Origin of the sequence: Streptomyces rubellus (assembly GCF_036323805.1) — a bacterium.
Classification (GTDB): Bacteria; Actinomycetota; Actinomycetes; order Streptomycetales; family Streptomycetaceae; genus Streptomyces.
Genome location: NZ_JAZDCX010000003.1, coordinates 118781 through 136492, shown reverse-complemented (window position 1 = coordinate 136492; position 17712 = coordinate 118781). Strand labels below are relative to the sequence as shown.

At 73.1% G+C, this 17712-nt stretch carries 8 protein-coding genes; 1 reads left to right on the top strand and 7 read right to left on the bottom strand.

The genetic code is table 11. From position 1 onward, the window contains the following. Window positions 1–88: 88 nt before the first annotated feature. From glgB to V1L54_RS04635, 4 genes are all read right to left on the bottom strand, one after another. Complete coding sequence (gene glgB / locus V1L54_RS04650) at window positions 89–2818, bottom strand: 1,4-alpha-glucan branching enzyme (protein ID WP_330116557.1); 2730 nt, start codon at window positions 2816–2818, stop codon at window positions 89–91. A gap of 29 nt (window positions 2819–2847) precedes the next feature. Continuing rightward, window positions 2848–4290, bottom strand: coding sequence for a maltokinase N-terminal cap-like domain-containing protein (locus tag V1L54_RS04645; protein WP_330116556.1), 1443 nt, complete (start codon window positions 4288–4290; stop codon window positions 2848–2850). A 280-nt stretch (window positions 4291–4570) separates the two neighbouring features. After that, window positions 4571–6268, bottom strand: a complete 1698-nt coding sequence (treS, locus tag V1L54_RS04640; RefSeq protein WP_330116555.1) for a maltose alpha-D-glucosyltransferase — start codon at window positions 6266–6268, stop codon at window positions 4571–4573. After that, a complete protein-coding gene (locus tag V1L54_RS04635) occupies window positions 6265–8292 on the bottom strand; it encodes an alpha-1,4-glucan--maltose-1-phosphate maltosyltransferase (protein ID WP_330116554.1) in 2028 nt (675 codons plus the stop codon). The genes treS and V1L54_RS04635 overlap by 4 nt, the downstream gene beginning before the upstream one ends. Window positions 8293–8714: 422 nt before the next feature. Here V1L54_RS04635 and glgP point away from each other — a divergent pair, with 422 nt between their 5' ends. After that, entirely contained in the window at window positions 8715–11333 is a 2619-nt protein-coding gene (gene glgP / locus V1L54_RS04630) for an alpha-glucan family phosphorylase (protein WP_330116553.1), read from the top strand. 147 nt (window positions 11334–11480) lie between these two features. Here the strand turns inward: glgP and V1L54_RS04625 are convergent, their stop codons facing one another. From V1L54_RS04625 to V1L54_RS04615, 3 genes are all read right to left on the bottom strand, one after another. Then, window positions 11481–13469, bottom strand: a complete 1989-nt coding sequence (locus V1L54_RS04625) for a M4 family metallopeptidase (protein WP_330116552.1) — start codon at window positions 13467–13469, stop codon at window positions 11481–11483. 389 nt (window positions 13470–13858) lie between these two features. Further along, complete coding sequence (locus V1L54_RS04620; protein ID WP_330116551.1) at window positions 13859–15772, bottom strand: ABC transporter ATP-binding protein; 1914 nt, start codon at window positions 15770–15772, stop codon at window positions 13859–13861. Beyond that, window positions 15769–17694 carry an ABC transporter ATP-binding protein gene (locus V1L54_RS04615; RefSeq protein ID WP_330116550.1) on the bottom strand — a complete coding sequence of 642 codons (1926 nt, stop codon included), beginning with the start codon at window positions 17692–17694 and terminating at the stop codon, window positions 15769–15771. The genes V1L54_RS04620 and V1L54_RS04615 overlap by 4 nt, the downstream gene beginning before the upstream one ends. Window positions 17695–17712: the final 18 nt, after the last annotated feature.

The following is a 17712-nucleotide window of genomic DNA, read 5'->3' as shown; positions in this document are numbered from 1 at the left end:
GCCGGCTGCGCGCCCGCCCCGCCCGGGGCCCGGGCGGTCCCGTTCCCGCCTCCGGGAGAGGGAACGGGACCGCGTGTCCGTCCCGGCCTCAGGCCGGGACGAGCCAGATCGTCGCCAGCGGGGGCAGGGTCGGGGCGATGCCCGCCGGACGGCCGTGGGCCGGGGCGGATGCGTCGGTCTTCAGCGGCTCGGGGTTGCCCACGCCGCTGCCGCCGTACCGCGCCGCGTCGGTGTTGAGGATCTCGCGCCAGGCCGGCACCTCGGCCGGGACGCCGATCCGGTAGTCGGTGCGGACCACCGGGGAGAAGTTGGACACGGCGACCAGCGGGGTGCCGTCGGCGGCGTACCGCAGGAAGGCGAAGACGTTGTCCTCGGCCGCGTTCCCCTCGATCCAGGAGAAGCCCGCCGGCTCGGTGTCCCGCTCCCACAGCGCGGGGGTGGCGGTGTAGACGTGGTTGAGGTCGCGGACCAGTTCGCGCACCCCCTGGTGGTCGCCCGCCGCGGAGTACGCCGGGTCCAGCAGCCACCAGTCCGGGCCGTGCACCTCGGACCACTCCGCGCCCTGGGCGAACTCCTGGCCCATGAACAGCAGTTGCTTGCCCGGGTGGGACCACATGAAGCCCAGGTACGCCCGGTGGCCGGCCCGCTGCTGCCACCAGTCGCCCGGCATCTTCGACACCAGCGACCCCTTGCCGTGCACCACCTCGTCGTGGGAGATGGGCAGGATGTAGTTCTCCGAGTAGGCGTACACCATGGAGAACGTCATCTCGTTGTGGTGGTACTTGCGGTGGACCGGCTCCTTGGCCATGTACTCCAGGGAGTCGTGCATCCAGCCCATGTTCCACTTGAAGCCGAAGCCCAGACCGCCGAAACCGCCCGGCCCGGTGTGGTGGGTGGCGCGGGTGACGCCGTCCCAGGCGGTGGACTCCTCGGCGGCGGTGATCACACCGGGGCAGCGCCGGTAGACGGTGGCGTTCATCTCCTGCAGGAAGGAGACCGCCTCCAGGTTCTCCCGGCCGCCGTACACGTTGGGCGTCCACTGGCCGGACTCGCGCGAGTAGTCGAGGTAGAGCATCGAGGCGACGGCGTCCACCCGCAGCCCGTCGATGTGGAACTCCTCGCACCAGTAGACCGCGTTGGCCACCAGGAAGTTGCGCACCTCGGTACGGCCGAAGTTGAACTCCAGCGTCCCCCAGTCGGGGTGCTCGGCGCGGGCCGGGTCGGAGTGCTCGTACAGGGCGGTGCCGTCGAAGCGGGCCAGCGCCCACTCGTCCTTGGGGAAGTGCGCGGGCACCCAGTCCATCAGGACGCCGATGCCCTCCTGGTGGAGGCGGTCGACCAGATACCGGAAGTCGTCCGGGGTGCCCATCCGGGCGGTGGGCGCGTAGAAGCCGGTGACCTGGTAGCCCCAGGAGCCGCCGAAGGGGTGCTCGGCGACGGGCATCAGCTCCACATGGGTGAAGCCCAGCTCCTTCACGTACGCCGGGAGCTGCTCGGCCAGCTCGCGGTAGGTCAGTCCGGGGCGCCAGGACGGCAGGTGCACCTCGTAGACCGACACCGGCGCCCGGTGCGGGGCCAGCTCGGCGCGGCGCGCCAGCCACTGCGCGTCCTGCCAGACGTACTCCGACTCCTCCACCACCGAGGCGGTCGCGGGCGGTTTCTCGGTGCGGCGGGCCATCGGGTCGGCGCGCAGGGTGTGGGTGCCGTCCGGGCGGGTGATGTCGAACTTGTACAGCGCGCCCGGGCCGACACCGGGCAGGAACACCTCCCACACGCCGCTGCCGCCCAGCGAGCGCATCGGGAAGACCGTCCCGTCCCAGTAGTTGAAGTCCCCGGCGACCCGTACGCCCAGCGCGTTCGGCGCCCAGACGGTGAAGCGGGTGCCGGGCACCCCGTCGACGGTCATGGGGCGGGCGCCCAGCGCCCGCCACAACTCCTCGTGGCGGCCCTCGCCGATCAGGTGCAGGTCCAGCTCGCCGATGGTGGGCAGGAAGCGGTACGGGTCCTCGGTCTCGATCTCGTCCTCGCCGGGTGCCTCGCCGTAGCGCACCAGCAGCCGGTACGCCGGGAGGGCGTCGCGCACGGTCAGGGGGAGCACCCCCGAGAACAGCCCGTCGCCGTCGTCGTGCAGCTCGGCCCGCATCCCCTCGACCAGGACGGTGACCGCGCGGGCGTACGGGCGCAGGGTGCGCAGCAGCAGCCCGTCGCCCACCCGGTGCGCGCCGAGCACCGTGTGGGGGTCGTGGTGGGTGCCGTGGAGCAGCCGCTGCCGCTCGCCGGGGTCCAGGGCGGGCGCCGTACCGGTGCCGTCGGCGGGGCCTGCGGCGGCGGGGGCGGCGGCAGGGGCGGGGGTGCGGGCGTCGGGCCAGTTGGGGGCGTGGTCCTTGAGCGGCTCGGTCTGCCGCACGGCGACCGGTCCGGGCGCCTTCCCGGCCGCCTTCCTGGCGGGTGCCTTCTTGGCCGCCGTCTTCTTCACCGCGGTCTTCTTGGCGGCGGTCTTCTCGGCGGCCGTCTTCTTGACGGTGGCCTTCTTGGTGGTCTTCGCCGCGGCCTTGGCGGCGGTCTTCTCCGCCGTGTCCTTGGCCGTCTTCTTGGCCGCGGTCTTCTTCGCGGCGGCCGTGGTCTTGGCGGGTGCCTTCTTCGCCGCGGTCTTCTTGGCGGTGGCCTTCTTGACGGCCTTCTTCGCGGCGGGCCGCGCCGCCCCGGCCGCGTCCGCCGGGCCGGCGGCGTCCGGGGACGCGGCGGCGCCTTCGTTCCCGGCGCGGGCGGCCGGGGGGGAGGCGTCGGGCAGCGGTCGGCTGTCAGGACGGGGGGTCACGGAAGATGCCTCCTGGTGCGCAGAGTCGTTCAGGTGTCCGCGAGGCGGTGAATGGCGGACATCGGGATGGCGAGCCAGGCGGGGCGGTGCCTGGCCTCGTACAGGACTTCGTAGACGGCCTTGTCCGTCTCGTAGGCGCGCAGCAGTACGTCCTCGTCGCGCGGGTCGGAGCCGGCGGCGTTCGCGTAACCGGAGCAGTAGGCGTCACGATTCTTCTCGGCCCACTCGCGCGCCCACCCGGCGTCTCCGGAGGAGGCCCGGGCGTGCTGGCAGGCCGCGTAGTCGAACGAGCGCAGTATGCCCGCGATGTCCCGCACCACCGGCTGCGGACGGCGCCGCTCGGAGATCGGACGGGCGGGCTCGCCCTCGAAGTCGATGACCGACCACCGGTCGGTGTCCCCCGCGCACAGCGCCTGGCCCAGATGGAGGTCGCCGTGGATGCGCTGGGCGGACCAGGACCGGCCGCTGCGGCCGAGGTCGGCCACGGCGTCGAAGACGGAGCGCAGCTGCCCCTGGTACGGGCGCAGGGCGGGTACGGAGGCGGCCGCGGCCTCCAGCCGCTCGTTCATGCCGGAGGCGATGAACTCCAGCTGGCGGCGGCGCAGCGCGATCACCGGCAGCGCTTCCGCCAGGGTGGTGTGCACCTCGGCGACCGCCTTGCCCAGGGCCCGGGCGGCACCGGTGAAGTCGCCGCGGACCGCCAGCGAGCGCAGCGCGAGCTGCCAGCCGTCACTGGTGCCCGGCAGGAAGGGCTGGAGCACCCCCAGCGTCATCGGGTCGCCCGTCTCGCCGCCGGGCCGCGCCTCGAACCAGGCGGCCGGCGCGGGCACCCGGTCCGAGCCCGCCCGGGCCAGGGCCAGCGGCAGCTCCAGGTCGGGGTTGACACCGGGGCTGACCCGGCGGAACAGCTTGAGGATGTACCGGTCGCCGTAGACCACGGAGGAGTTCGACTGCTCCACGCTCAGCGGCCTCGGCGGGAGCCCGGTGGGGATGACGGTGCCGCGTTCGCGCTGGAACCGCAGCGGGCCGAGCCGGCCGGGGGAGCGCAGCCGCTCCAGCAGGACGGCGGCCAGCCGCGGGTCGTGCAGCGCCTCGTACACCGTGCGGCCGCGCAGCGGCCCGTCGGCGGGATGACCGATCAGGGAACCGGCCAGCGGCGGCGGCAGGGCGGGGCGCACCCCGAGCAGCAGCTGGTAGCAGTCGGCGGGGACCGGGTGGGTCTGCTCGGGGCCGCCGGGCTGCTGGGCCCGTACGAGCAGATGGAGCAGACCGGGCGCGGCCCCGCTCGCGCACGGCAGCAGCTCGGTGGCGGCGACCAGGGTGAAGCCGCTGACGGGCCGCCCCTTCCCGGCGAACCAGCGCTGCCGCGGAAGCCACTCGGTGAGCAGCGGCGTGAGCGAACGCAGCAGCGCCGCGCCCCCGGACTCGCGCGTGGCGACGACGGCGGCGCGGGGCGAGGAGCTGTCCGACATGACGTCCTTTCCCCGGGCACACGAAAGGTACGGCAGAGTGTCCCGGATTGCGGCTGTGGGTGTCCGGCGGTGCGGGACGTGTCGGGGAGTACCCACCGAGCGGGCTAGTGAACTTCCGAGGCGGTATCGAGGACATCGGGGGGGCACGAACTCGGCCGACCCGCGCCGTTGGTGGTGTCTTCGGTGTTGGCAATCGTGCCCACACCGGCCCGGGACTAACCCGTGACACGGGTTTTCCCCGGGCCGGTGCACCGCCGTGCGGCCCGTACTCCGCCCGCCGTCAGGCCTGCTTCCGCAGCCGGAACCAGTAGAAGCCGTGCCCCGCCAGGGTCAGCAGGTACGGCAGCTCACCCACCGGGGGGAAGCGCACCCCGCCGATCAGCTCCACCGGATGGCGCCCGCTGAAGGCCTGCAGGTCCAGTTCGGTGGGCTGGGGGAAGCGGGAGAAGTTGTGCACGCACAGCACGAGATCGTCCTCGTACTCGCGCAGGAAGGCGAGCACGGCGGGATTGGACGAGGGCAGCTCGGTGTACGAGCCCAGCCCGAAGGCCGGGTTCTGCTTGCGGATCTCGATCATCCGGCGGGTCCAGTGCAGCAGCGACGAGGGGCTGCTCATGGCCGCCTCGACGTTGGTCACCTGGTAGCCGTAGACCGGGTCCATGATGGCGGGCAGGAAGAGCCGGCCGGGATCGCAGGAGGAGAAGCCCGCGTTGCGGTCGGGCGTCCACTGCATCGGGGTGCGCACCGCGTCCCGGTCGCCCAGCCAGATGTTGTCGCCCATGCCGATCTCGTCGCCGTAGTACAGGATCGGCGAGCCGGGCAGGGACAGCAGCAGGGCGGTGAACAGCTCGATCTGGTTGCGGTCGTTGTCCAGCAGGGTGGCGAGCCGGCGCCGGATGCCGATGTTGGCGCGCATGCGCGGGTCCTTGGCGTACTCCGCGTACATGTAGTCGCGCTCCTCGTCGGTGACCATCTCCAGGGTCAGCTCGTCGTGGTTGCGCAGGAAGATGCCCCACTGGCAGCCCGAGGGGATCGCGGGGGTCTTGGCCAGGATCTCGGAGACCGGGTAGCGCGACTCGCGCCGCACCGCCATGAAGATGCGCGGCATGACGGGGAAGTGGAACGCCATGTGGCACTCGTCGCCGCCCTTGGAGTAGTCGCCGAAGTAGTCGACGACGTCCTCGGGCCACTGGTTGGCCTCGGCCAGCAGCACCGTGTCGGGGTAGTGGGCGTCGATCTCGGCACGCACCCGCTTGAGGAACTCGTGGGTGGCCGGCAGGTTCTCGCAGTTGGTGCCCTCCTCCGCGTAGAGGTAGGGGACCGCGTCCAGCCGGAAGCCGTCGATGCCCAGGTCCAGCCAGAACCGCAGGGCGGAGATCATCTCCTCCTGCACCTGCGGGTTCTCGTAGTTCAGGTCCGGCTGGTGGGAGAAGAACCGGTGCCAGTAGTACTGCTTGCGCACCGGGTCGAAGGTCCAGTTGGACGCCTCGGTGTCGACGAAGATGATGCGGGCGTCCGCGTACTGCTTGTCGTCGTCGGCCCAGACGTAGTAGTCGCCGTACGGGCCGTCGGGGTCGCGCCGCGACTCCTGGAACCAGGGGTGCTGGTCGCTGGTGTGGTTCATGACCATGTCGATGATGACCCGCATGCCGCGCTGGTGGGCGGCGTCGACGAACTCCACGAAGTCGGCGAGGTCGCCGAACTCCGGCAGCACCGAGGCGTAGTCGGCCACGTCGTACCCGCCGTCCTTCAGCGGGGACTTGAAGAACGGGGGCAGCCAGAGGCAGTCCACGCCCAGCCACTGGAGGTAGTCGAGTCTGGCGGTGAGGCCCTTCAGGTCGCCGATGCCGTCGCCGTTGCTGTCCTGGAAGGAGCGGACCAGTACCTCGTAGAAGACGGCCCGTTTGAACCAGTCGGGGTCGCGGTCCTTGGCGGGCGTGTCCTCGAACGTGTCGATGACGGGTTCGTTGACGGTCATGGTGTGGGTGACCCTCCGGTCGGTGAGGACGGTCGCAGGGTGAGGATGTGCGCGGGCGCCGCGGCACGGCCCGGCTCCAGGCGCACATAGTTGTCCCTGCCCCAGTGATAGGTCTCGCCGGTGAGCTCGTCGCGCACCGGGAAGGGCTCGGCGCCGCTCTCCTGGGCGGGGGCGAGGCCGAGTTCCGGCAGGTTCAACGAGACCGTGGCCTCGTGGGTGTGGTGGGGATCGAGGTTGACCACCGTGAGAACCGTGTCGGCGTAGGGGCGCGTACCGCGCTTCGAGTAGGCGATGATCGATGGATTGTCGGAGTGGTGGAAGCGCAGGTTGCGCAGCTGCTGCAGCGCCGGGTGGCGGCGGCGCAGTCCGTTCAGCGCGGTGATCAGCGGGGCGATGGTGGTGCCCGCCCGCTCGGCCGCCGCCCAGTCGCGCGGACGGAGCTGGTACTTCTCGGAGTCGAGGTACTCCTCGCTGCCCGGCCGTACCGGGGTGTTCTCGCACAGCTCGTAACCGGAGTAGACGCCCCAGGTGGGGGAGAGGGTCGCGGCGAGCACCGCCCGGATCTCGAAGGCGTGCCGTCCGCCGTGCTGGAGGTACTCGTTGAGGATGTCGGGGGTGTTGACGAAGAAGTTGGGCCGCATGTAGGAGGCGGCGTCCCCGGTCAGCTCGATCAGGTAGTCGGTCAGCTCGTCCCTGCCGTTGCGCCAGGTGAAGTATGTGTACGACTGCTGGAAGCCGACCTTCGCCAGGGTGTGCATCATCGCGGGACGGGTGAACGCCTCGGCGAGGAAGATCACGTCCGGGTCGGTCCGGTTGATCTCGGCGATCACCTTCTCCCAGAAGACGACCGGTTTGGTGTGCGGGTTGTCCACCCGGAAGATCCGCACCCCGTGGGACATCCACAGCCGCAGCAGGCGGAGGGTCTCCTCGACGATGCCGTCCATGTCCGCGTCGAAGGCGATCGGATAGATGTCCTGGTACTTCTTCGGCGGGTTCTCGGCGTAGGCGATGGAGCCGTCGGCGCGGTGGTGGAACCACTCCGGGTGCTCCTTGACCCACGGGTGGTCCGGGGAGCACTGGAGGGCGAAGTCCAGGGCGACCTCCAGGTTCAGCTCGCGGGCGCGGGCCACGAAGTGGTCGAAGTCCTCGAAGGTGCCCAGGTCGGGGTGGATCGCGTCGTGGCCGCCGGCGGACGAGCCGATGGCCCAGGGGCTGCCGACGTCGTGGGGGCCGGCGGTGAGGGAGTTGTTGGGCCCCTTGCGGAACGACTCGCCGATGGGGTGGACCGGCGGCAGGTAGACCACGTCGAAGCCCATGTCCGCGACCGCGGGCAGCCGCTCGGCGGCCGTGCGCAGGGTGCCGGACACGGGCGGCTCGCCCTCCTTCACGACCGCGCCCTCCGAGCGCGGGAAGAACTCGTACCACGAGCCGAACAGCGCCCTCCTGCGCTCCACCAGCAGCGGCAGCGGGCGGGTGGCGGTGACCGGCTCGCGCAGCGGATACCGGTCCAGCACGGCCGTCACCTCGGGCGTCAGGGCCGCCGCCAGCCGAGCGGCGACCGGGCGGGAGGTGTCGCGCAGGGCGTCGGCCGCGGCCAGCACGGCGGCCCGGGCCCCGCCGTCGGCGTCCTCGGGCACGCCGGCCGCGGCCCGCTCGTGCAGGGCGGCTCCCTCGGCGAGGGTCAGTTCGGCGTCGATGCCGGCCGGGACCTTGATTCCTGCGTGGTGCCGCCAGGTGGTGACCGGGTCGCCCCAGGCCTCGACGGTGTAGGTCCACCGGCCCTCCGCGTCGGGGGTCACCTCGGCGCCCCAGCGGTCGGTGCCGGGCGCCAGCTCCCGCATCGGGGTCCACGGGCCGGGCCGTCCGCCCGGATCGCGCAGCACCACGTTCGCGCCGACCGCGTCGTGCCCCTCACGGAAGACGGTGGCCGAGACCTGGAAGGTCTCACCGGCCACCGCCTTCGCCGGACGGCGTCCACAGTCGACGAGCGGGTGGACATCCAGTACGGGAATGCGACCGATCATGGGATCCCCTGATGGCGTTACGGGTGGTTTCGTACTTTCTATCTGTTCCACAGACCGCTGACGGGTCGCGGGCATGGCCGCTCCTGTCCGCTTTCACTCGGGTGGCGTGACGCTTCTCGTTTCGGAGTGCCCCGAAAGGGCCGCAGGAAAAGAACCTGCCCAGGCGGAGCGGGGGGAAAGCCGGACCCGTGTGAACTACCGGTACGTAACAGCGCACCGGGGAACGTCCCCGTCACACGGTCGCAACCCGCTCGCCGCGCACGCTTCGGACAGCCCGTTCGAGCCCGTATACCACGGCACCGAGTGCCGGAAACATGAACGCAAAGTGACACTCCGTGTGGTCATATGCGTGCATGAGCCGGATCGGCGGCGGACTCCGGTTTACCGGGCGAAAAGGGTGCCGGGCCCGCTACCGTCGAGGTGTGAAGGCCATTCGTCGATTCTCTGTCCGTCCCGTCCTTCCGGAGCCCCTACGACCCCTCAGCGACCTCGCGCGCAACCTGCGCTGGTCCTGGCACCCCGAGACCAGAGAGCTGTTCCGCTCCGCCGACCCCGACGGCTGGCGCGACGCGGGCGGCGACCCGGTACGGCTGCTGGGGGCCGTGTCCGCCCGGCGGCTGAACGAGCTGGCCGAGGACCCCGGCTTCCTGCGACGGCTCTCCGCCGCCGCCGGTGACCTGCACGACTACCTGACCGAACCGCGCTGGTACCAGCGCGCGGAGGGCGAGCTGCCCGCCGCCGTCGCCTACTTCTCCCCGGAGTTCGGCATCACCGCCGCCCTGCCCCAGTACTCCGGCGGGCTCGGCATCCTCGCCGGCGACCACCTCAAGGCCGCCAGCGACCTCGGCGCCCCGCTCATCGGCGTCGGCCTGCTGTACCGGCACGGCTACTTCCGGCAGAGCCTGTCCCGGGACGGCTGGCAGCAGGAGCACTACCCCGTCCTGGACCCGGACGAGATGCCCCTGGAGCCGCTGTGCGAGCCGGACGGCACCCCGGTCCGCCCGGCGCTGCGGCTGCCGGGCGGGCGGACGCTGCACGCCCAGGTGTGGCTGGCGAAGGTCGGCCGGGTGCCGCTGCTGCTGCTGGACTCCGGGGTGGAGGAGAACGCCCCGCGCGAACGCGACGTCACCGACCGGCTCTACGGCGGGGGCAGCGAGCACCGGCTGCTCCAGGAGATGCTGCTGGGCATCGGCGGGGTGCGGGCGGTGCGCGCGTACTGCCGGATCACCGGTCACCCCGAACCGGAGGTGTTCCACACCAACGAGGGGCACGCCGGCTTCCTCGGCCTGGAGCGCATCCGGGAGCTGGGCGAGCGCGGCGCGCCCTTCGAGGCCGCGGTGGAGGCCGTGCGCGCCGGGACGCTGTTCACCACCCACACCCCCGTCCCCGCCGGGATCGACCGCTTCGACCGCGAGCTGGTGGCCCGCCACTTCGGGGAGGACGGCGAGCTGCCCGGGGTGGCCGCCGAGCAGGTGCTCCAGCTGGGCACCGAGACCTATCCGGGCGGCGACGGCGGCGTGTTCAACATGGCGGTCATGGGTCTGCGGCTGGCCCAGCGCGCCAACGGCGTCTCCACCCTGCACGGCTCGGTCAGCCGGGAGATGTTCCGCGGCCTGTGGCCCGGCTTCGACGCCGGGGAGGTGCCCATCGCCTCCGTCACCAACGGCGTCCACGCCCCCACCTGGACCGCCCCCGAGATGCGCCGGCTGGATCCCGGCGCGGGGGACGCCGAGCTGTGGGAGCTGCGCCGCACCCTGCGCGGGCAACTGGTCCAGGAGGTGCGGCGGCGGCTGTACGACTCCTGGCGGCAGCGCGGCGCGTCCCCCGCCGAACTGGGCTGGATCGACGGGGTGTTCGACCCGGACGTGCTCACCGTCGGATTCGCGCGGCGCGTTCCGGCCTACAAGCGGCTGACGCTGATGCTGCGCGACCGCGAACGGTTCACCCGGCTGCTGCTGCACCCCGAGCGGCCGGTCCAGTTCGTGGTCGCGGGCAAGGCCCACCCGGCCGACGAGGGCGGCAAGCGGCTGATCCAGGAGCTGGTGCGGTTCGCCGACGACCCCCGGGTGCGGCACCGGATCGTCTTCCTGCCCGACTACGGCATGGGCATGGCGCAGCACCTCTACACCGGCTGCGACGTGTGGCTCAACAACCCGCTGCGCCCGCTGGAGGCGTGCGGCACCTCCGGGATGAAGGCGGCGCTCAACGGCGGCCTCAACCTCTCGGTGCTGGACGGCTGGTGGGACGAGTGGTACGAGCCGGACTTCGGCTGGGCCATCCCCACGGCCGACGACGCCGCGGGGGGAAGCGGGGCTGCTGGAGGAGCCGGAGGAGAGGGAATCCCGCTCGGCGACAGCCCCGCCGACCGGGAGCGGCGCGACGCCATGGAGGCCGCCGCGCTCTACGGGCTGCTGGAGGAGCAGGTCGCGCCGTGCTTCTACGAGCGCGGGACGGCCGGGGACGCTCTGCCGGAGCGGTGGATCGGGATGGTCCGGCAGACGCTCACCCGGCTGGGCCCGAAGCTGCCCGCCGACCGGATGGTGCGCGAGTACGTCGAGCGGCTCTACACCCCCGCCGCCCGTGCCCACCGGGCGATGGACACCGCCGCCGCGGAGCGGCTGGCCGAGTGGAAGGCCCGGGTGCGGGCCGGCTGGCCGCGGGTGGCCGTCGACCATGTGGAGTCGGTGGCCGGGTCCGTCGAGCTGGGCGGCAAGCTGGCGCTGCGGGTACGGGTGCTGCTGGGCGACCTGGCGCCGGGCGATGTGGAGGTGCAGGCGGTGGCCGGACGGGTGGACGCCGCGGACACCATCTCGGCCGCGGACGCCGTCCGGGTGCCGCTCAAGGCCTCCGGCGAACCCGCGGAGGACGGCGGCCGGCTGTACGAGGGGCTGCTCGCGCTGGACCGCCCCGGCCCGTTCGGTTACACCGTCCGCGTCCTGCCCGCGCATCCGCTGCTGGCCGGCCCGGCCGAACTGGGCCTGGTCGCCCTGCCCCCGGACGACCTCCAGGCCAGGGAGGCCGCCGGGGTGCTGCTGCGCTGACGCGTCCGCCCGGCCCGGGGTTCCGGGCCGGGCGGACCGAAGGGCCTGAAGCCAGGAGGGAGCCGCGCCGGGCCGGCGCGGCTCCCTCGCGGAGGCACCGGTGTGGGGCCCGGCGCGTGGTCCGACGGAAAGTGGGCCGGGGCCCGGTCAGAAGACCAGCTTCCACCCGTTGAGGGTGCCGGAGTCGGACTTGTGGGCGTCGGTCACCCGCAGCGTCCAGACGCCCTCGGCGGTCTTGCCGGCGGCGTCCACCTCGTAGGTGCGCCGGAGGTTCTTGCCGGAGTCCGACAGGCTGCTGTTCTTCAGCCGGAAGACCGTCCCGTCCGGCGCGACCAGCTCGACGCGCAGATCACCGCGGAAGGAGTGGGTGATGTCCACGCCCACCTGCGTCACCGCGGTCGCGCTCCCCTTCCGGTCGACGGTGATCGCGGACTCCACGGTGCCCGGGTCGGGGATCGCGAGGGCCTCGGTGCTCTCGAAGGCGACGCCCTGCGCGGTGCCGCCGTCCGCGGCGCCGGGCCGGGGGCCGACGTTGACCGCCCCCCAGGCGTGGGCGACCGCCTCGTACTGCTCGCTGCCGGCCCCGAACAGGTCGGCCGCGGCGGACAGCGTCGCCGCGCGCGCGTCCGCGTAGTCGGTGGTGGACGTCATCTTCTCGGTGAGCGCCTTGAACCAGATCCGCTCCGCGGCCTCGATCCCGACGCCGGTCACCGGCTTGCCGTCGTAGGTCGGGGAGTCGTACGCCACCCCGTTGATCGTCTTGGCGCCGCTGCCCTCGCTGAGCAGGTAGAAGAAGTGGTTGGCCACGCCCGAGGAGAAGTGCACGTCCTCGTCGGCGAGGCTGGGGGACCAGTAGTCCCGGGAACGGCCGTCCTTGCTCGGCCGGTCCATGTGACGCAGCGGGGAGCCGTCGCCGAAGATGTCGACCTTCTCGCCCAGCAGGTAGTCGCCCGGGTCCTGGGGGTTCTTCGCCCGGAACTCCACGGCGGCGGCGAAGATGTCGGAGGTCGCCTCGTTCAGACCGCCCGACTCACCCCGGTACAGCAGCCCGGCGCTGTGGGAGGTGAGACCGTGTGTCATCTCGTGGGCGGCCACGTCGAGCGAGGTCAGGGGCCTGGTGTCGCCCGCCCCGTCGCCGTAGGTCATGCAGAAGCAGTCGTCCGACCAGAACGCGTTGACGTAGTTGACGCCGTAGTGGACCCGGCTGTACGGGGCGGTGCCGTCGCCGCGGACGCCGTCGCGGCCGTGCACCTGCTTGTAGTAGTCCCAGGTCTGGGCCGCGCCGTGGTGGGCGTCGACGGCGGCGGTCTGGGAGTCGTACGGCGAGCCGTCGCCCCACAGGTCGTCGTCGTCGGTGAAGAGGCTGCCGGTGCCGGTGGTCTTCCCGGCCAGGTCGTAGGTGAGGTGGCCGCCGCGCTCGCCGTCCTGGAGGGTGTAACGGCCGTCCGCGGAGCCGGTGGTGAGGGGAATCCGCCCGGAGTACATGCTCTCGCCGGTGCCGGTGTGCACGCCCTGGTACTCGGCGAGTTTCTCACCGGTCCGCGCGTCGGTGACGATGTGCAGCTCGCTGGGGGTGCCGTCCTTCTGGACGCCGTCGACGACCCGCTCCCAGGCGAGCACCGGCGTGCCGTCGGCGGCCCAGACGATCTTGCGGGGCGCGGTGCCGCCGTCGGCCCCGGCGGTCTTCGGACGGTGCTTCTCCGGGGCCTCGGTCGACGGCAGGGAGAGCTTCGCCGGGGTGGCCCTGGTGACCTCCCTGACCTCGCCCTCCGGGGACTCCTCGACGACCAGGTCGCCGCCGATCACGGGCAGTCCCGCGTAGGTGCGCTCGTAGCGGGTGTGGACGGTCCCGTCGGCGTTCTTGACGATGTCGCGGACCTTCAGTTCCTCCTTGCCGCCGAGTCCCAGGTCCCGGGCGGTGGCGGCGGTGTCGGCCTCGGCGGCCCTGAGTAACCCGGCGCGCTGGGCGGGGGAGAGCTCGGCGGAGAGCGCCCCCGGGTCGGGCCTGGCCGCGGTGGCCCCGGGGGCGGCGGTGGCGGTCTGGCCGGCCAGACCGACCGCCAGCAGGGCCGACGCGGTGGCGAGCACACCGGCGGCGGTGGTGGTGCGGGTGCGGGGGGTGGATCTGCGTATCACGCTGGACTCCCTCTGGAGAGCGCTGCGAAGCGGGGGGATGTGAGGTGTGAGCGTCTCGTGTGCGCGCGGGTGACGAGAAGCGCGCACAGCGTGGAGAGTGGCACCGCGGCGGGGTGTATGTCAGGAGCAGATCAAGAAAATGGCCGGAACATAACCGTTTACGCGAAGATGACGCGCGATGAGCCGGTGACGAGGGGCGCCGTGCGCGCCGGAGCGCCGGCACGGGGGAAACGGAAGGCGGCACAGGCGCCGGAGGCGCCGTCCGCGACGGCCCCGGGCCGCTGCCGTGCGGCGGCCCACCGGGCCCGGCGCCGTGTCCGGCGGGCCGTTCCGCTCCGGAGGGGCAGCGGGTCCGGCCCCGGGACGGGCCCGGTGCAGGCCCGTCCCGGTCAGACCAGGCTGCCGCGCCAGGCCCGGTGCAGTTCGGCGAAGCGGCCGGTACCGGTGATCAGCTCGCCCGGCGGGCCGTCCTCCACCACCCGGCCCTCCGCCATGACCAGCACCCGGTCGGCGATCTCCACCGTCGACAACCGGTGGGCGATCACCAGCGCCGTACGGCCGCGCAGCACCGTGTGCATGGCCCGCTGCACCGCGCGTTCACCGGGGATGTCCAGCGAACTGGTCGCCTCGTCCAGGATGAGCACGGCCGGGTCGGCCAGCAGGGCCCGGGCGAAGCCGACCAGCTGGCGCTGACCGGCGGAGATGCGCCCGCCGCGCTTGCGCACGTCGGTGTCGTAGCCCTCGGGGAGGGCGGCGATGAACTCATGGGCGCCGATCGCCCGCGCCGCCCGCTCGATCTCCTCCCGGGAGGCGTCCGGGCGGCCGATCGCGATGTTCTCCGCGACCGTGCCGGAGAACAGGAACGCCTCCTGGGTCACCATCACCACCCCGCGCCGCAGCTCGGGGGTGGCCAGTTCCCGCAGGTCCACCCCGTCCAGCAGCACCCGGCCCGCGGTGGGGTCGTAGAAGCGGGCGAGCAGTTTGGCGAGTGTGGACTTGCCCGCGCCCGTGGCGCCCACCACCGCGACCGTCTGCCCGGCCGGGATCTCCAGGTCGAAACGGGGCAGGACCTCGCCGCCGGTGCGGTAGGCGAAGCGCACCCCCTCGAACACCGCCGCCCGGCCCGGCCCGCCTCCGGAGAGCTCCGGCAGCGGCCGCGGGCGGACCGGTTCGGGGACGGAGGGGCGCTGGGCGAGCAGTCCGGCGATCTTCTCCAGGGAGGCCGCCGCGGACTGGTAGGAGTTGAGGAACATCCCCAGCCGGTCGATCGGGTCGTACAGCCGCCGCAGGTACAGCGCCGCCGCGGCCAGCACGCCCAGCTCCAGCGAGCCGGACGCCACCCGGTGCGCGCCCCAGAGCACGATGGCGGCCAGCGCGGTGTTGGCGACCAGCCGGGAGGAGACCACATAGCGGGCCATCTCCAGGATGGCGTCGCCGTTGAGCCGCAGATGCCGGTCGTTGAGCCGGCCGAACTCCTTCTCGCCCGCCCGCTCGCGGCGGAACGCCTGCACCGGGCGGATACCGTTCACCGTCTCCGTGAACCGCACGATGAGCGCCGCCGTGGCCGTGGACTTCCGGCTGTGGACGCGCTTCGAGCGGCGCCGGAAGTTCTGCACGATCATCAGCAGCGGCACGAAGGAGAACACCGCCGCGCCGCCCAGCCCGAGGTCCAGCCAGAGCAGCATCGCGCAGATGTAGACCACCGACAGGATCACGCCCAGCAGCTCCTGCAGCCCCTCGTCCAGCAGCTCGCGCAGCGCCTCGACGTCGGTGGTGGCGCGGGAGATCAGCCGGCCGGAGGTGTAGCGGTCGTGGAAGTCCACGCCGAGGGCCTGGGCGTGCCGGTGGATCCGGCTCCGCAGCTCCAGCAGGACGCGCTGGTTGATCCGTGCGGCGGCGCGGACGAAGGCGTACTGCAGCGCGCCGGCGGACAGCGCGCACAGCGCGTACCCCGCCGCGACGGCCAGCAGCGGGCCGCGGTCGCCGTCGCGCAGGGCGGGCACGGCCCGGTCGATGGCGTACGCCACCAGCAGCGGTCCGGCCTGCACGGCGGCCTGCTGCAGGAGCAGCAGCACGGCGGCCACGGCCACCCACGGCCGGTGCGGGCGCAGCAGTGAGCCGAGCAGCCGGCGCGAGGCGCCCCGCGGTGCGGGCAGGACGTCGCGGTCGAACGCGTCCGTCCGGCCGTCCGGCCCGTCCGGTGCCGGTGCCGGTGGCGCGGCGACCCCGCCGCCCCGCTCGTCCTCCGGGGCCTCCGGGGCGCCCTCCCCCTCGGGGGGCGGCCCGGTGACGGTCGCGGTCATCGTCCCTCCTCGTGGTTCCCCCGGTCAGAATGGTCCGCGCCGGACATCAGACGGCGGTACTCGGCGCTGGTGCGCAGCAGCTCCTGATGGGTGCCGACGGCCGCGATCCGGCCCCGCGACAGCAGCGCCACCCGGTCGGCCAGCAGCACGGTGGAGGGCCGGTGCGCGACCACCAGGGCGGTGGTGCCGGCCAGCACCTCGCGCAGGGCCGCCTCCACCAGGGCCTCGGTGCGGACGTCGAGCGCGGAGAGCGGATCGTCCAGCACGAGGAAGCGGGGGCGGCCCACGACGGCGCGGGCCAGCGCCAGCCGCTGCCGCTGGCCGCCGGACAGGCTCAGCCCCTGCTCGCCGACCTGCGTGTCCGCCCCCTGCGGCAGCGCGGACACGAACTCCTCGGCCCGGGCGACCCGCAGGGCCCGCGCCAGGTCGGCGTCCCCGGGCGCCTCCGCCGAGGAGGCGCTCATGAGGACGTTCTCCCGCACCGAGGCGGAGAACAGGGTGGGCTCCTCGAAGGCCACGGCCACCAGCGAGCGCAGCTCGTCGCGGGGGAGCGCCGCGATGTCCCGGCCGTCGAGGGTGATCCGGCCGGAAGTGACCTCGTACAGCCGGGGGATCAGGGCGGTGAGCGTGGTCTTGCCGCTGCCGGTGGCGCCGACCAGCGCCATCGTCTCACCGGGCCGGACGCGCAGGTCGACGCCGTCCAGGACGGGCGGGGTGTCCGGCGGCGCGTCCGGATACCGGAAGACGACCCGCTCGAAGCGGAGGCCGCCCGCCCGGGCGGCTCCCGCCGCCGGGGCCCCGGGAGCGGGACCGGGCGCCGGAACACCGGTGGTGAGCACGTCCGGCGGCACCGGCTCGTCCAGCACCTCGAAGTAGCGGTCGGCCGCGGTGGCCGCCTCGTTGCTCATGGCGAGCAGGAAGCCGATCGACTCCACCGGCCAGCGCAGCGCCAGCGCGGTGGTGAGGAAGGCGACCAGGGTGCCCGCCGACAGCTCCCCGTCGGCCACCTGGACCGTCCCCCACACCAGGGCGGCGCCGATGGCCAGCTCCGGCAGCGTCATGATCACCGCCCAGATGCCCGCCAGCAGCCGCGCCTTGTGCAGCTCGGTGCCCAGCAGCCGCCGGGAGAGCTCCCGGAAGGCGCGGGCCTGGCTGTGGTGGCGCCCGAAGCCCTTGATGATCCGGATGCCGAGGACCGACTCCTCGACGACCGTGGTCAGATCGCCGACCTGGTCCTGTGCCCGGCGCGCCGCCAGCGCGTACCGCGTCTCGAAGACCGAGCACAGCACCACCAGCGGCGCCACGGGCGCCAGCAGCACCAGCCCCAGCGTCCACTCCTGGGCCAGCAGCACGGCGCAGCCCACCAGGATGGTGGTGGCGTTGACCAGCAGGAAGGTGAGCGGGAAGGCCAGGAACAGCCGCAGCAGGTGCAGGTCGGCCGTGGCCCGGGAGAGCAGTTGCCCGCTCGCCCAGCGGTCGTGGAAGGCGACCGGCAGCCGCTGCAGGTGCCGGAACAGGTCGGCGCGCATCGCCGCCTCCACCCCGGCCAGCGGGCGGGCCACCAGCCATCGCCGCAGCCCGAACAGCAGGGCCTCCAGCACGCCGACGGCCAGCAGCAGGGCGCCGCCCAGCCACACCCCGCCGGTGTCGCGGCCGGCGATGGGGCCGTCCACGATCCACTTCAGGATCAGCGGAATGACCAGGCCCAGGCAGGAGGCGACGATCGCGACGAACGCCGCCGTGAACAGCCGCGCCCGCACGGGACGCACATGGGGCCACAGCCGCAGCAGGGAGCGTACGGCGGAGCGGCCGGCGTCCCCGGCGGGCCCGGGACCCGCGGCGGGCTCGCGGGGACCGGCGGCCGGGGGAGGACCTGAGCGGGGGGAACCGGGATGCGGGGGATCGGTGGCGACGGCAGACATCAGGAGTGAGACTACGGT

Coding starts and splice junctions, on each gene's coding strand:
- V1L54_RS04645 (WP_330116556.1), bottom strand. CDS start 4,290: ATGTCGGACAGCTCCTCGCCCCGCGCCGCCGTCGTCGCCACGCGCGAG.
- treS (WP_330116555.1), bottom strand. CDS start 6,268: ATGACCGTCAACGAACCCGTCATCGACACGTTCGAGGACACGCCCGCC.
- V1L54_RS04635 (WP_330116554.1), bottom strand. CDS start 8,292: ATGATCGGTCGCATTCCCGTACTGGATGTCCACCCGCTCGTCGACTGT.
- V1L54_RS04620 (WP_330116551.1), bottom strand. CDS start 15,772: ATGACCGCGACCGTCACCGGGCCGCCCCCCGAGGGGGAGGGCGCCCCG.
- V1L54_RS04615 (WP_330116550.1), bottom strand. CDS start 17,694: ATGTCTGCCGTCGCCACCGATCCCCCGCATCCCGGTTCCCCCCGCTCA.